Below are 14299 nucleotides of genomic sequence, written 5' to 3'. Positions count from 1 at the left end.
CGGCGTCACCGCGCGCGTTGGACCGGGCGCCGCGCGGGTCTAGGGTAGGCCCAAGCGCGCGGGCCGCGAGGACCCGCGCTTCCCTGCAGGCGAGGAATTTCGATGAACGCTCCGATGCGCCCTCCGGGCAGCGCCTCACCGTCGGCCCCGGCCTCGGCCCGCTTCGTCTGGGACGATCCCTTCCTGCTGGAGGATCAGCTCACCGAGGACGAGCGGGCGATCCGCGACGTCGCCCAGAGCTTCGCGCAGGAGCAGCTTCTCCCGGGGATCGTCGAGGCCTACGCCACCGAGAAGACCGATCCCGGCCTGTTCCGGAAGATGGGCGAACTCGGTCTCCTCGGCGTGACCCTCCCCGAGGAGTACGGCTGCGCGGGCGCCTCCTACGTGGCCTACGGGCTGGTGGCGCGGGCGGTCGAGGCGGTGGATTCCGGCTACCGCTCGATGATGAGCGTGCAGTCCTCCCTCGTCATGTACCCGATCCACGCCTACGGCTCGGAGGAGCAGCGGCAGAAGTTCCTGCCGAAGCTCGCCTCGGGCGAGTGGATCGGCTGCTTCGGCCTGACCGAGCCCGATGCCGGCTCGGACCCGGCCGGGATGAAGACCAAGGCCGAGAAGATCGACGGCGGCTACCGGATCTCCGGCGCCAAGATGTGGATCTCGAACGCGCCCTTCGCGGACGTGTTCGTGGTCTGGGCGAAGTCCGACGCGCACGAGGGCGCAATCCGCGGCTTCGTCCTCGAGAAGGGCATGAAGGGCCTGTCCGCACCGACGCTCAAGGGCAAGCTGTCCCTGCGCGCCTCGACCACCGGCGAGATCGTCATGGAGGGCGTCGAGGTCGGCGAGGACGCGCTCTTGCCGAACGTCTCGGGGCTCAAGGGGCCGTTCGGCTGCCTCAACCGGGCGCGCTACGGCATCTCGTGGGGCGCGATGGGCGCCGCCGAGGATTGCTGGCACCGCGCCCGCAGCTACACCTTGGAGCGCAAGCAGTTCGGCCGGCCCCTGGCGCAGACGCAGCTCGTCCAGAAGAAGCTCGCCGACATGCAGACCGAGATCGCGCTGGGCCTCCAGGCCTCGCTCCGGGTCGGGCGGCTGATGGACGAGGGCCGGATGGCCCCGGAGATGATCTCGCTGGTCAAGCGCAACAATTGCGGCAAGGCGCTGGACATCGCCCGCACCGCCCGGGACATGCACGGCGGCAACGGCATCATGGGCGAGTACCACGTGATGCGCCACGCCCAGAACCTCGAGACGGTGAACACCTACGAGGGCACCCACGACGTCCACGCCCTGATCCTGGGCCGGGCGCAGACGGGGCTGCAGGCGTTCTTCTGAGATCCAGGAACGCGCCTCCCACCCGCACCCACATCCTGAGGTGCGGGCGGGATATCACCGCAGCGCTGGGGTGGGCTTACTCCCCGCCCTCGTCGCCGGCGAGCGACCATTCGAGCACCCGGGCCAAGTGATCGTAGGCGCCGTACTTGCTGGCATATTGCGGGTAGGGCCGCGCCGTGTAGGCCGCCTCGCCGGTCATGAACCGGGCCACCAGCCCCTTGAGCCGCGCGGCGTGCTCGGCCACGATCGCCTCCACGCCGCGCTCCTCGCCCCGGGGCGGCTTCACCGGGATCGGGACGAAGGGCTTCCGCCCGCCCGAGGCGTGGACGTAGAGCAGGTCCGGCGTCGTCTTCGCGGCCGGGAGGTCCGCGAAGGCGCCGTGCATCAGCATCGCCGCCTCCAGGGTGAGCTGCGGCGAGAACCCGGTGAAGATCATCTTCGCCGAGGGCGGCGTCCCGGTCTTGTAGTCGACGATGCAGGCGGTGCCGTCCGGCCGCAGCTCGATCCGGTCGGCCCGGGCGCGCAGCGTGAAGGTCTCGCGCCCCATCGGGATCACCCAGCGCCCGGAGACCTCCGGGTAGACCCGGGTCAGGCCGGGCCGGCGCTGCGCCTCCCAATCGAGATAGGCCGAGGCCATGCGCTCGTAGCGCGGCCACCACTCGGCGTAGAGGTTCGGGTACTCCGCCTCGATCTCGCCGAAGGCGTTCACCGCGAGGTTAAGCAGACGCTCCGCCGCGTCCGGCGGCAGGTCCGCCGGGTGGCGTGCGGCGAACTCCGCGAAGACGTCGTGCACCAGGGAGCCGCGGGTGGCGACGCCCGGCGCCGCCGCCAGGGGATCGAGGGGATCGAGCCCGAGAACGTGGCGGGCGAAGATGCTGTAGGGATCGCGCACCAGCGTCTCGATCTCGGTGACGCTGAGCGAGCGCGGGAACAGGGCCGGGTCCGGCTTCGGCGCGGGGCGCTTCAGCCGCGGCTCCGGCGGCGCCGCGTCGAGCCGCGCGGCGAGGCCCGTGAGCCGGCGCCCCGCGCGCAGGACGGCGTCCCAGCGGGCATCGCCCGAGAGGGCGCGCAGGCGCTGGATCAGGCGCGACGGCACGGTCGGCGCGCCCTCGCGCTTCAGCGCCCGGGTGATCACCGCGTCGCGGCAGCCGAGCGCCTGCACGAAGTCGTGGGCCATCTGACCGATCCGCCGCTCGGGCGGGTTGAGGCCGACCCGCTCGCGCATCGGCCGGTTGAGGAACGAGTCGGTCAGCGTGCGCACCGGCCAGACGCCCTCGTCCAGCCCGCCGAGCACCACGCGGTCCACCGAGAGCAGGCGCGCCTCCAGCAGCCCGAGGATGCGCAGGCGCGGATGCGGCGCCTCGCCCGAGCAAGCGACCTTGCGCTCCCGGGCCAGCGACGTGAAGAAGGTGGCGTAATCGTCGAACCGCCCCGGCATCAGGCCGGGTTCGGCCATTTCCAGGTCGTCGAACAGCGCGTCGAGGCAGGACAGAGATCCGTCCGTCTCCGCCGGGGAAGCGTCCTCCGGTCCGGCGATCAGGCGGTCGCACGCCTCCCGGTGCCCCGTGGCGGTGGTGACGAGGTCGCAATCCCCGGCCCCGTCCGGGCCCGGGAAATCCCGGAACACCAGATCCAGCCGGTCCAGCAGGTCCGCCGCCAGCTCCCAGTCGACGTCCTTCAGGCGGCGCTTGGCCCGGGGCCGGTGCTCGGGCGGTCCGGCGCGCTCGGCGGCGAGGGCCTTGCGCAGGCCGTCGAAGCCCGGGGCCGGGACCGGGCCGCGCAGCAACCCGATCTCCAGGGCCGCGGCGCCCCGGACCACGTCGGGGCGCGGCAGCCCGAGATGGACCATCGGATGGGAGAGCAGTGCGATCAGCCGGGCGGGGATCGCGTCGGCCTGATCGCGCGCGAGGTCGGCGGCGAGTTCCGCCGCGAGCCGGGCGAGCCGCCCGGCGGCGCTTCCGGCGAGGGACAATCCGGCGGAATCCTCCGCCACGATGCCCCAGCGCAGCAGTTCGACGGCGACCCGGCCGGCGAGCCCGCGGTCGGGCGTGATGAGGGCCGCGGTGGCGCCGGGGGTCTGGAGGGTCTCGCGCAGCGCCAGCGCCGCGACCAGCGCCTCCTCGCGCTCGTCGGCCGCCTCAGCGAGCGCGAGCCCGTCGAGGCCCAGGCGGGCGACGGTGTCGCGCTCGGCCGGGTCGAGGGCGGCCCACGCATCGGTGGTGTCGGCCGGACGGAGAGCCTGCGACAGGAGCGCGGCCCGCGCCGCCTGGCCGGCATCGGGCTCGCCGAGGGCGACGACCTCCGCGCGGCCGATGTTGAGGTTCTCCGGCCCGAGCAGCCGGTGCAGCACCGCCTGCGGGTGGCCGTGCGCGATCACGCGGGAGAAGCCCTCGCCGGTGTCGATGCCGTCCCATCCGGCCGCGTCGAGGTCGAGATCGAGCCCGGGCAGGACCACGGCGCCGTGGGGCAGCTTGGCCACGGCGGCGATGAGCCGGGCCGTGGCCGGCACGGAGCCCAGCGACCCGGCGACGATCACCGGGTCCTGGGTCGCGCTGCGCGACAGGCGCCGCTCCTCAGCGAGGACGAGCCCGCGGGCGCGGGCGACCGGATCGGCGAGTCCCCGCTCGGCCAGGAGCTTCGGCCAGTTCTCGGCGGCGATCTTCACGAAGTCGAGGGTCAGGCCGAAATAGCGGGAATACTCGGCCTCGACGGCCGCGCCGATCTCCGACCAGGGCAGGCCCTCGACGGTGAGCGCGTCCATCAGGCGCTCGAGATCGCCGGCGAGCCCGACGGCGTCGGCGGGGGAGGACGGCACGAGGAACGGCACCTCGGCATCCAGCGGCAGCAGCGTCCGGTCGACGGTCTTGGCCCAGGCCTGGACGAGGCGGGCCAGGATCAGACGACGCTCCAGCGGCGGCATCGGGATGCTCAGGGGGTCGGCGTTCTCCTCCAGCAGCGGCTCGGCGGCGAGGTCGAGCTCGGCCTCGTCGGCCTCGCCGAGGGGTATCATCCGCGGGAGCAGCGTCGCCCGGCCTGGCGCGTCCCGGCCGACCCTCTCGGCCAGGATCGCGCCGAGGGCCCGGGCCGCGCGGCGGGTCGGCAGGTAGATCGTGACCGCGGCGAGGGCCAGCGGATCGCCCGCCACCGGACCGACGAGGCGGCCGGAGAGCAGCGCCTCGGCGAGCGTCGGCAGGAACGGAACGCCGCGGGAGATGGTGAAGACGGCCTGTCGGGCGGGCATGGGGGCTTCTACGCCCCCGCCGGGCCCGCGGACAGGGGGCGATGGGCCGCTGGGGAAACGATCGCGCGGCTCCCCCCACCCCCGCGAAGGTCAGGGATCCGGGCGCGTTCCGCCGCGGACCTCAGCCCTTCGCCCTCGCGGCGGCGCCGTAGCCGGCGCGGCGGCCGAACACGACGCCGGAGGTCAGCCCCGAACCGCCGGGATAGCCGTTGAAGAAGACGCCGCCGACCATCTCGCCGCAGGCGTAGAGGCCGGGAATCGCGCCGCCGTCCGCGCGCTCCACGCCGCCGTCGTCGCCGACCTCGACGCCGCCGTAGGTGAAGGTGATGCCGCCCGTGACCGGGTAGGCCTTGAACGGCCCGGTCTCGATCTTCTGCGCCCAGTTCGACTTCGGCAGGGCGAGCCCCCGTGTGCCGCGCCCGTCCTTCACGGTCGGATCGAACGGCACGCTCTCGTCCACGGCGGCGTTGAACGCCGCGATGGTCCGCCGCGCCGCCGCCCGGTCGATGCCCTCGAGCCGCTCGAGGAGCCCGTCCAGCGTGTCGGCCTCGACGTAGTGCGCGTCGTGGAACCGGTACTCGCTGTAGAGCAGGTGATCGACCTTGGCGTCGAAGATCTGCCACGCCACGTGCCCGGGCTGCTCCATGATCGAGCGGCCGAACTGGGCGTAGGTGTAGTTGCGGAAATTCTTGCCCTCGTCGACGAAGCGCTCGCCGTTCGCGTTCAGCATCAGACCCAGGAAGTAGCAGATCTTCCGGTAGTGCTTGCGCTCGCCGTGCGGCAGGTCGAGGTTGCCGTAATCGGGGGTGTGCAGGTCCATCGGCGTGGCGTGGCAGCCGCCGTAGAAGCCGTGGGCCTTCGCGCCGAGGTCCAGGGCCATCTGGAGCCCGTCGCCCTGGTTGTGGGGCGTGCCGCGCACCCGCGCCCTGTCCCAGCCCGCGCCGATGAAGCGCGTGCGGAGGGCGGCGTTCGACTCGAAGCCGCCGCAGGCCAGCACCACGGACGCCGCCCGGACCGGCCCCTGCGGCGTCTCCACGCCGACGACGCGCCCGTCCTCCACGATCAGACCCCGGGCCGGGCAGCCGTAGCGGATCTCGCCGCCGGCCCTCGTGAAGGCCTCCAGCTCGGCCCGTGCGAGCCCGAAGCCCTCGTCGTGCGTGGCGAGCGTCAGGCCGCCCCAGAACACGAAGCGCCCGTCCTTCTCGAAGGATTGGCGGGAATAGATCGGCTCGAACTTCACCCCCTGCGTGGCGAGCCAGCGCAGAGCCGCGCCGCTCTCGTCGATCAGGATGCGCTGCTCGCGCGAGAGCGGCCGCCCGTCGTTGAAGCCGAGCAGGTCCTCCTCGAACTTCTGCGCCGTGTAGGCGCCGAAATCGGTCCGCGGCAGGCGCGGATCCTCGGGATCGACCAGCAGCGGAATCAGGTCGTCGTTGCCCGCGTAGACGAAGCGCATGGCGCCGGCCGTGTAGGCGGTGTTGCCGCCGGCGAGGTCCCGCTCGGCCTTCTCGATCATCAGCACCGAGGCGCCGCGCTCCAGAGCGGCGAGACCGGCGCTCATGGCGGCGTTGCCCGACCCGACCACGACCACATCCCACCGCGCATCGTCCGGACGCTGCATCCCTGCCTCCTCTCACCGGCCTCTCTAGTCTCATTGTATACGACTGCATGCAATTGGCGGCAAGCGTTTCGGCCCCCTCGGTTTCGCGCTATGGCCGAGCGAGGAGAGCCGGACATGAAGGCCAGCGAAGCGGAGCGCTCCAGCGGCGCCGGCGCCTATGAGCGGCTGCTGCGGGCGATCGAGGAGGGCGAACTCGCGCCCGGCAGCCGCCTGCGCGAGGCCGAACTCGCCGAGCGGTTCCAGATCAGCCGCACGCCGGTGCGGGAAGCCCTCGGCCGGCTGGAGGCGCAGGGACTCGTCGCCCACGAGCCGCATCGCGGCGCCAGCGTGGCGCAGCTCGACTACGGCCAGGTGAGCGAGCTCTACGACCTGCGCGAGGTGCTGGAGGGGACGGCCGCGCGCCTCGCGGCGATCCACGCCAGCGCGGTCGAGACCGAGATCCTGGAGGAGATGGTCGCCCGGGACCGGACGCTGCTCGGGGACGCGCCCGCGCTGGCCCGGACCAACCGGCTGTTCCACCGGCAGATCCACGGGGCGGCGCGCAACCGCTTCCTGCAGAGCACGCTGGAGACGATGCGGCTGTCGCTGGTGCTGCTGCCGGGCGCCACAACCCTGGCGGCCCCGGATCGCGCCGCGGAGTCGCTCGCCGAGCACGCCGCCATCGTGGCGGCGATCCGGGTCCACGACGGGGATGCCGCCGAGGCCGCCGCCCGGGCCCATATCCGCGCCGCCTTCAAGGCGCGGATCCGGATCTGGCAGGAGAGCTGAGCGGCCCCGGCCCTCAGGCGTGAGCGGGCACGCGCTCCAGTCCCGCCCGGCCCCGGAACAGGGCGAGCGTCGCGACGATGCCGCAGGCGGCCGCCGCCATCAGCCAGTAGCTCGGCGCCGCCCGGTCGCCGGTCTTCTCGATCAGGAAGGTCGAGACCATCGGCGTGGCCGTGCCGAACAGCGCGGTGGCGAGGCTGTAGGCCAGCGAGAAGCCGCTCGCGCGGACGTGCGGCGGCACCACCTCGGAGAGGGAGACCACCATCGCGCCGTTGTAGACGCCGAAGAAGAACGAGAACCACAGCTCGACGGCGAGCATCTTGCCGAAGGTCGGGTCGGCCACGAGCCAGTGCAGGGCCGGGTAGGTCGTCAGCAGCGACAGGGTCGAGATCGTCAGCAGCACCGGCTTCCGGCCGACGGCGTCCGACAGGGCCCCGCCCACGGGCAGCCAGATGAAGTTCGTGATCGCCACGAACAGCGTGACGATCAGGCTGTCGGTCTCGGTGAGCTTGAGGACGTTCCTGCCGAAGGTCGGGGTGTAGACGGTGATCATGTAGAAGGTCACCGTCGTCATCGTGGTCAGCATCATGCCGAGCAGGACGATCCGCCAGTTGGCCGCCACCGTGGTCAGGATCTCGCGGGTGCTCGGATGGTGGGTCCGCTTGGCGAAGTCCTGCGTCTCCTGGAGCGAGCGCCGGATGAAGAAGATGAACGGCACGATCAGGCAGCCGATCAGGAACGGGATGCGCCAGCCGAAATCGCCGATCTGCTGCTTGGTCAGGAAGGCGTTCAGCCCGTAGCCGATCAGGGCGGCGAACATGATCGCCACCTGCTGGCTCGCCGACTGGAACGACGTGTAGAAGCCGCGCCGACCGGGCGTGGCGATCTCGAACAGGTAGATCGAGACGCCGCCGATCTCGACGCCCGCCGAGAAGCCCTGCAGCAGGCGCCCGGCGAGGACGATCAGCGGGGCCGCGACGCCGATCGTGTCGTAGCTCGGGCAGAAGGCGATGAGCACCGTGCCGCTCGCCATGATGGCGAGCGTGATGATCAGGCCCTTCCGGCGACCGATCCGGTCGATATAGGCGCCCAGCACGATCGCCCCGAGCGGCCGCATCAGCGCCCCGAGCCAGAACGTGCCGAAGGTCAGGAGCAGCTCGGTGGTCTCGTTGCCCGAGGGGAAGAACGCCCGCGCGATGTAGGTGGCGTAGAACCCGAACAGAAAGAAGTCGAACATCTCCAGGAAGTTGCCGCTCGTCGAGCGGAGGATCGCGCCGATCCTCGACTGGAGCGTGGCCCCGACGGCCCCGGGATCACCGGCCATGACGACGTCCTTTCCGGGTGCCCATCAGGCACCGATCCACTTCATGGCGACGATCGTGCCGGTCACGGTCAGCGCGCCGCCGATGCGGGTGGCGATCTGCGCGAAGGGCATCAGCGCCATGCGGTTCGCCGCCGTGAGGATCGCCACGTCGCCGGTGCCGCCCTGGCCGCTGTGGCAGGCGTTCACGATGGCGGTCTCGATCGGGTACATCCCGAGCCAGCGGCCGACGAAGAAGCCGACGGCCATCAGCGTCACGACGGTCGACACGATCGTGATCAGATTGACCAGGGTGAAGGCGGCCATCAGCTCGTGCCAGGGGGTGAGCGCCACGCCGATGGCGAAGAGCAGCGGGTAGGTCATCGAGACCTGCACGAACTTGTAGACGACGAAGCCGCCGGCCTGGAGGTGGGGCGACACCGCGCTGGCGAGCTTCGCCAGGACGGCGAGGAACAGCATCGCCACCGGCGCCGGCAGGCCGACGAGGTGATGGGCCATGACACCGAGCAGGTAGAGGGTGATCGCCGTGAGCCCGGCCGCGCCGATCGTCGCGGGGTCGATCTGGCCCTTGGCGGCCTCGGCCCTGGCCTGGGCGTCGCTCGACTTGATGCCGTCGGAATCGGGCTGGAGACGGCCCTCGCCGGTGAGGTGCGGGTAGCGCTTGCCGACGGAGTTCAGGGCTCCCGACAGGATGATCGCGGTCAGGGAGCCCAGCATCACCGGCGGCAGCACCTGGGCGAAGACCACGCCCTGCTGCAGGCCGAGGATCGCCGCGTAGCCGATGGAGAGCGGAATCGCTCCCTCCCCGACGCCGCCGGCCATGATCGGCACGACGATGAAGAAGAACGTCTTGTAGGGGCCGAGGCCGAGCAGTGTGCCGACCAGCGTGCCGACCAGGGCCGCCGCCACCGAGCCGAGGGCGAGCGGCGCGAAGATCTTGAGGAAGCCCTTGATCAGGACCTCGCGGTCCATGCCGAGGATCGAGCCGACGATGATCGTGGCGATGTAGATGTAGAGGAAGTTGGTGAACTTGGTGAAATCGGTGATCGCCTTCACCATCTGCGGCGGCACCAGCGCGTAGTAGACCAGCGCCGACGGGATGAAGGTCGCGAAGATCGCGCCGGCACCGATGTTCTTCAGGATGGGGATCCGCTTGCCGATCTCCGCGCAGGTGAAGCCGCCCATCACCAGCACGGCGATCATGGTCGGCCCGTCGGGCTTGATCTCGCCCTCCTGAACCAGGACGGTGAGGAGGATCGCCAGAATGACGAAGATCGGGAGCGGTATGATGCCGATCTTGAAGTCGATCAGGCGCCACCAGACGTCCGGCCAGAACCGGGCCGCGCGCCCGTTCTCCACCCGCCCCTCTGCCGGCGAGGGGATCGGGCTCGGTGATGCGGTGCTGGTCATGGCGTCCCCCCGGATCTCTGACCGCTTGCGGGCCGTTTCGCCGCGCCCTCGCGACCGCGGCCTGAACCGCGATTCGTCGAGTCCCGCACGATTGGCGGCGGATTGAGTGATCTCCGGCGTAGCAGCGCGGATAAGGGGCGGCAACGCGATCCAGGGAACAAAGGACGCGACCTGTCCCGTCGGCCGGGATTAAGACCCCGGCTCCGTCGTGGTCACCGGGCACGGAGATGGCCCGGTGTCGCCCGGGCCATGACGGCGTCGACCGGGCCATGACGGCATCGCGCGGGGACAGGCGACGGGACCGAGGCCCCGCCGCCGGGATCGTCGATCAGAAGTCGCGCTGGACGCGGAAGCGGACCTGCGAGACCGAGTCCTGCGTCACGGTGCGCGGGACGAAGGTGCCGTTGTTGATGCCGGCGACGTTGGCGTAGGCGGTGGGGCTCTTGTCGGAGTCGATGGCGCGTCCGTGCTTCACGCCGATCTGGGTGTAGAAGGCCTCGACGCCGATATCGAGATCGCGCACGGGCGACCAGATGATGCTGCCGCCGGCGACGAACTGGTAGGTGTCGCGCAGAGCTTGGCTCAACTGGTAGAAGCGCGTTCCGGGCGCGCCGACCGCGTTGGAGCCGAAATTGGCGGCGCCGTTGAAGTTCAGGACGTTGTAGAGCGCGCCCTGGGCGAGGCGGGCATTGCGGGAGAAATCCTGCTCTCCGTAGGAGCCGAAGACCGCCGAGCGCCATTCCGGCGTCCAGTAATGCAGGAACGACGCGACCGCCGAGAAGGATTGCGATGTCTGCAGCTGGCCGGTGAACGGGTTGACCGTCGCGTCCGAGAAGCTCTGGTAGATCTTCTGGCCATGGAAGCCGTTGTTGAGCTGCGTGTAGCAGCCGGTGAAGGCGCAGTACCCCGTGTACATCTGCGCCCCGTCGGCGTAGGCGCCCTGGAGATAGAGGGCATCCCCCAGCGCGACGAAGGGTGCGTTGATCTTCAGGCCGCCCTGCACGGCCCAGCCCTCGACGCTCTTGGTGTGCGCGACGCTGACATTGGCGCCCGGCGCGGGCGTCGCCGCGATGTTGCCCACGTTCAGCTCGTGCACCGCGGCGGAGAGCTGCGCCGAGCCCCAACCCTGATCGACGCGCAGGACGCCGACGACGTCGGGCAACCGCTCGCGCTGGACGCTGTCGATGCTGCTGACCCCGATCGGGGCACCTCCGAAGTAGCCGACGAAGACCGGGCTCGCCGGCGACGCGGTGCCGGCCGGCGCGTAGATCGGGCTGCGCCGGAAGACCGGGTCCTCGACCGACAGCGTCGCCGACAGGCCGTAGCCGGCCGTCACCGTGTAGGCGAGAAGGTTGGTGGAGGAGACATCCGAGCCGGAGGTCGCGCCGTAGATCTCGAAGTCGTGGGCGTAGAAGTCGAAGAACGACGACGCGCGACCGGCCGTGAGGCCGGCGAACTGGATGAACGCCTTGTCCACGTTCATGAATTGCTGCGCGTGCCCGGCCTCGTCGACGCCCGTGGCGTCGTAGGCCTGCCCGATGCGGGCCTGGGTCCCCGAGCGCGCGTACCCGGTGCGGGACCCGGCATCGAGGCGAACGAAGGCGCGCAGCGTGCCGTAGGCGGTCTGCGTGCGGGCATCGAGATTGATGCGCAGACGGCCCTGATAGCCCGCACTGTCACCGGCGTTCGTTCCGGCCTGCCGCGTCGACGCCGTCATGTATCCGCCCTCGAACCGGGCACGGCCGGAGATGCGAAGGCAGGTATCGGTGCCGGGAATGTAGAAGAAGCCTGCGCCGTACGCGCCGCAGACGCGGACGTACTCGACCGGAACACCCTTCCTGATCGGCAAGTCGGCGGCGTGTGCAGCGCCCACGGCCGCGAACGCGGCAGCAGACCCCAACAGCGATGATCTCAATAACGGCATCGACGTCTCCGGATTTTGAAGCTCAAATCTCGCAAACGGATGAGCAAGACCGGAAATTCCAAGTATAATCTGTGATTATCTCACGGACTTCTGGGTCGTTCTAGCTTGCTACGACGGTTCTGTGGCCCATTTGCCGGGATACACTGTGCATCGGCCGTCGTGCGCGCAACAAAGATTCGATCTTTTCTCCGATCTTCCAAGATAATGTTGTACGATCGCAACAAAACGCGCCAAAATAATACAAGAAAGATCGATCATTACTGATTTTATTAGCCGACCCGAAGATTAAAGGCGCAGGTCAGATAGTGTTATTTCAAGCTCTCTCGCGCGATCCCCACCAATCGACGGGCGCCGGTCCGGAAGGCGGGTCAGGGCTGTCGCGCGGGCCGCATCCGGCCAGTGAGTCATCGCGGCCGCGGTCGAAACCGGCTCGGCGTCCCGCAGCGGACCTGCGGCCGCCGGCAATCGATTCGAAGCGCGTGCCGCGCTTGTCCGGCTCGTCGGCCTGAAGACCGGATTGTCCGTCGGATGGCGTGCGCCGCACGACGCGGCGGCACCGTTCCGGCTGGATAGAAGCGGAGCACGCTCGGACAGTGGAGCCGGGCAAACGAGGCCGCGCAGCGTCAGCTGCCCGCGCGCGGCGCGGAGCAGCGCCGGCGCTCCTCACCGGCAGGTCATCGACCGGGGCACGCGCAGCGAGTCGCCCGGCGGGGCGCCGGACCGTGCCCGCCCGGGAACGGAGGTTCCGTCAGCGGACCCGCGCCCGGTCACCGCTCCGCGCGACGCCACGACGGCGCGGCGGCGGTCGCGCCGGATCGCGTCGGCGACCTCGTCCGCGAGCAGACTGCCTCACGGGCCGGGGGCGGCCCGACACAACGAAAAAGGCCCGGCCGAAGCCGAGCCTTGAGGTTTCTGAAGCACGGGGACCGGCGCGGAGGCCGAAGCCCCGGCGCCGGTGGAGTGGCTTAGAAGTCGCGCTGGACGCGGAAGCGGAAGGTGGAGACGCTGTCCGCCGTAGTGGTCCGCGGCACGAAGGTGCCGTTGTTGATGCCGGCGACGTTCGCGTAGGCCGTCGGGGTCTTGTCGCGGTCGATCACGCGGCCGTTCTTGACGCCGATCTGGGTGTAGAAGCCCTCGACACCGATATCGAGATCCTTCACCGGCGACCAGATGATGCTGCCGCCCGCCACGAACTGGTAGGTGTCGCGCAGCGCCTCGCTGAGCTGGAAGAACCGGGTGCCCGGCACGCCGACGGCGTTCACGCCGAAGGAGTTACCGGTCGGGTTGGCGAGCGCGAAGGCCGCGCCCTGGGCGAGACGGGCACCGCTGCTGTAGCTCATCTCACCGTACGACCCGAAGAAGGCCGAGCGCCACTCCGGCGTCCAGTAGTGGAGGTACGAGGCCGTCGCGGTGAAGCTCGTCGACTGCTCCAGTCGGCCCGAGAACGGGTTGATCGTCGCGTCGTTCATGTACTGCGCGAACTTCTGGCCCTGGATGGTGGCCGGGTTCTGCGAGTAGCAGCCGCTGAAGGCGCAGTAGCCGGTGTACATCTGGGCACCGGAGCCGTAGGCGCCCTGCAGGTAGAGGGCGTCGCCCGGCGCGATGAACGGCGTGTTGATCTTCAGGCCGCCCTGCACCGCCCAGCCGTACGAGTTGCTGGTGTGCGGGATGCTGATGTTCGAGCCGGTGCCGGTGCCGGCGCCGCTCTGCACGTTGCCGACATTCAGCTCGTGGACGGCCGCCGAGACCTGAGCCGAACCCCAGGCCTGGTCGAGGCGCAGGGCGCCGACGAAGTCGGGCAGGCGCGAGCGCTGGATCGCGTCGACGAAGCTGAACCGGGTCGGCACGCCGCCGGTGTAGCCGATGAACACTTCGGCGGGCGCGGCCGTCTGAGCGAAGTTCTGGATCGTCGCGTTAACGGTGGCGCCGGTCGGGTTGTTGGTCTGGGAGAAAATCGGGCTTCGGCGGAAGACCGGGTCTTCGACCGAGATCGTGGCGGACAGGCCGTTGCCGAGCGTGGCCGTGTAGGCGAGCAGGTTGGTCGAGGCGACGTCGGAGCCGAGCGTGGCGCCGGCGAACTCGAAGTCGTGGGCGTAGAAGTCGAAGAACGACGAGGCGCGACCGGCGGTCATGCCGGCGAACTGGATGAACGCCTTGTCGACGTTCACGAACTGCTGGGCGCGGCCGAACTGGTCGATACCGAGGCCCGGGAAGGCCTGGGCGATACGCTGCTGGGTGCCGGAGGTGCCGACGCCGGAGTAGCCGGTGCGGGAGCCGGCGTCGAGGCGGACGAAGGCGCGCAGCGTGCCGTAGGCGGTCTGGGTGCGGGCATCGAGGTTGATGCGCATCCGGCCCTGGTAGCCCGACGTGTCGCCGTTGGTGCCCTGACGCGAGTAGCTGGTCATGTACCCGCCCTCGAACCGGGCGCGGCCGGAGAGACGCAGGCAGGTGTCGGTGCCGGGAATGTAGAAGAAACCGGCGCCGTAGGCGCCGCAGACGCGGACGTACTCGATCGGGACCGCCTTCTTGACCGGCAGGTCGGCGGCATGAGCAGCACCCACCGCCGCGAACGCAGCAGCAGACCCGAGCAATGAGCTCTTCAAGAGCTTCATAGACATCTCCAAAGCTTCGAGACCCAATGATGCGGACGTGCCCGGTTATCCGGGTCTAGCCGCACGTTCTGTAGGT

General features: G+C 70.2%; 8 protein-coding genes. 2 read left to right on the top strand and 6 right to left on the bottom strand.

Going from position 1 to position 14299, the window contains the following annotated elements:
* Positions 1–102: 102 nt before the first annotated feature.
* Positions 103–1332 (top strand): acyl-CoA dehydrogenase, encoded by a 1230-nt coding sequence (locus ME121_RS11165; protein ID WP_012321999.1) that lies wholly within the window; start codon positions 103–105, stop codon positions 1330–1332.
* A gap of 76 nt (positions 1333–1408) precedes the next feature.
* Here the strand turns inward: ME121_RS11165 and addB are convergent, their stop codons facing one another.
* Positions 1409–4573 carry a double-strand break repair protein AddB gene (addB, locus tag ME121_RS11160; RefSeq protein ID WP_059408847.1) on the bottom strand — a complete coding sequence of 1055 codons (3165 nt, stop codon included), beginning with the start codon at positions 4571–4573 and terminating at the stop codon, positions 1409–1411.
* A 121-nt stretch (positions 4574–4694) separates the two neighbouring features.
* Positions 4695–6191, bottom strand: a complete 1497-nt coding sequence (gene tcuA / locus ME121_RS11155; RefSeq protein WP_043074920.1) for an FAD-dependent tricarballylate dehydrogenase TcuA — start codon at positions 6189–6191, stop codon at positions 4695–4697.
* 114 nt (positions 6192–6305) lie between these two features.
* Here tcuA and ME121_RS11150 point away from each other — a divergent pair, with 114 nt between their 5' ends.
* Entirely contained in the window at positions 6306–6959 is a 654-nt protein-coding gene (locus ME121_RS11150; protein WP_012321996.1) for a GntR family transcriptional regulator, read from the top strand.
* A 13-nt stretch (positions 6960–6972) separates the two neighbouring features.
* Here the strand turns inward: ME121_RS11150 and ME121_RS11145 are convergent, their stop codons facing one another.
* From ME121_RS11145 to ME121_RS11130, 4 genes are all read right to left on the bottom strand, one after another.
* A complete protein-coding gene (locus ME121_RS11145; RefSeq protein WP_024828298.1) occupies positions 6973–8280 on the bottom strand; it encodes an MFS transporter in 1308 nt (435 codons plus the stop codon).
* A gap of 24 nt (positions 8281–8304) precedes the next feature.
* Positions 8305–9687: a 2-hydroxycarboxylate transporter family protein gene (locus tag ME121_RS11140; RefSeq protein WP_024828299.1), complete on the bottom strand. Its 1383-nt coding sequence runs from the start codon at positions 9685–9687 to the stop codon at positions 8305–8307.
* Positions 9688–10015: 328 nt separating this feature from the next.
* Positions 10016–11611 (bottom strand): porin, encoded by a 1596-nt coding sequence (locus ME121_RS11135; protein WP_012321993.1) that lies wholly within the window; start codon positions 11609–11611, stop codon positions 10016–10018.
* 965 nt (positions 11612–12576) lie between these two features.
* Entirely contained in the window at positions 12577–14223 is a 1647-nt protein-coding gene (locus ME121_RS11130) for a porin (RefSeq protein WP_024828301.1), read from the bottom strand.
* Between the last annotated feature and the right edge of the window lie 76 nt (positions 14224–14299).

Origin of the sequence: Methylobacterium sp. ME121 (assembly GCF_000974725.1) — a bacterium.
GTDB lineage: Bacteria > Pseudomonadota > Alphaproteobacteria > Rhizobiales > Beijerinckiaceae > Methylobacterium > Methylobacterium radiotolerans.
This window is presented reverse-complemented; position numbering and strand designations above follow the sequence as displayed.

Excerpts from the sequence above, each read along its gene's own strand:
- tcuA (WP_043074920.1), bottom strand. The coding sequence starts at position 6,191 with ATGCAGCGTCCGGACGATGCGCGGTGGGATGTGGTCGTGGTCGGGTCG.
- ME121_RS11145 (WP_024828298.1), bottom strand. The coding sequence starts at position 8,280 with ATGGCCGGTGATCCCGGGGCCGTCGGGGCCACGCTCCAGTCGAGGATC.
- ME121_RS11140 (WP_024828299.1), bottom strand. The coding sequence starts at position 9,687 with ATGACCAGCACCGCATCACCGAGCCCGATCCCCTCGCCGGCAGAGGGG.
- ME121_RS11135 (WP_012321993.1), bottom strand. The coding sequence starts at position 11,611 with ATGCCGTTATTGAGATCATCGCTGTTGGGGTCTGCTGCCGCGTTCGCG.
- addB (WP_059408847.1), bottom strand. The coding sequence starts at position 4,573 with ATGCCCGCCCGACAGGCCGTCTTCACCATCTCCCGCGGCGTTCCGTTC.
- ME121_RS11165 (WP_012321999.1), top strand. The coding sequence starts at position 103 with ATGAACGCTCCGATGCGCCCTCCGGGCAGCGCCTCACCGTCGGCCCCG.
- ME121_RS11150 (WP_012321996.1), top strand. The coding sequence starts at position 6,306 with ATGAAGGCCAGCGAAGCGGAGCGCTCCAGCGGCGCCGGCGCCTATGAG.
- ME121_RS11130 (WP_024828301.1), bottom strand. The coding sequence starts at position 14,223 with ATGAAGCTCTTGAAGAGCTCATTGCTCGGGTCTGCTGCTGCGTTCGCG.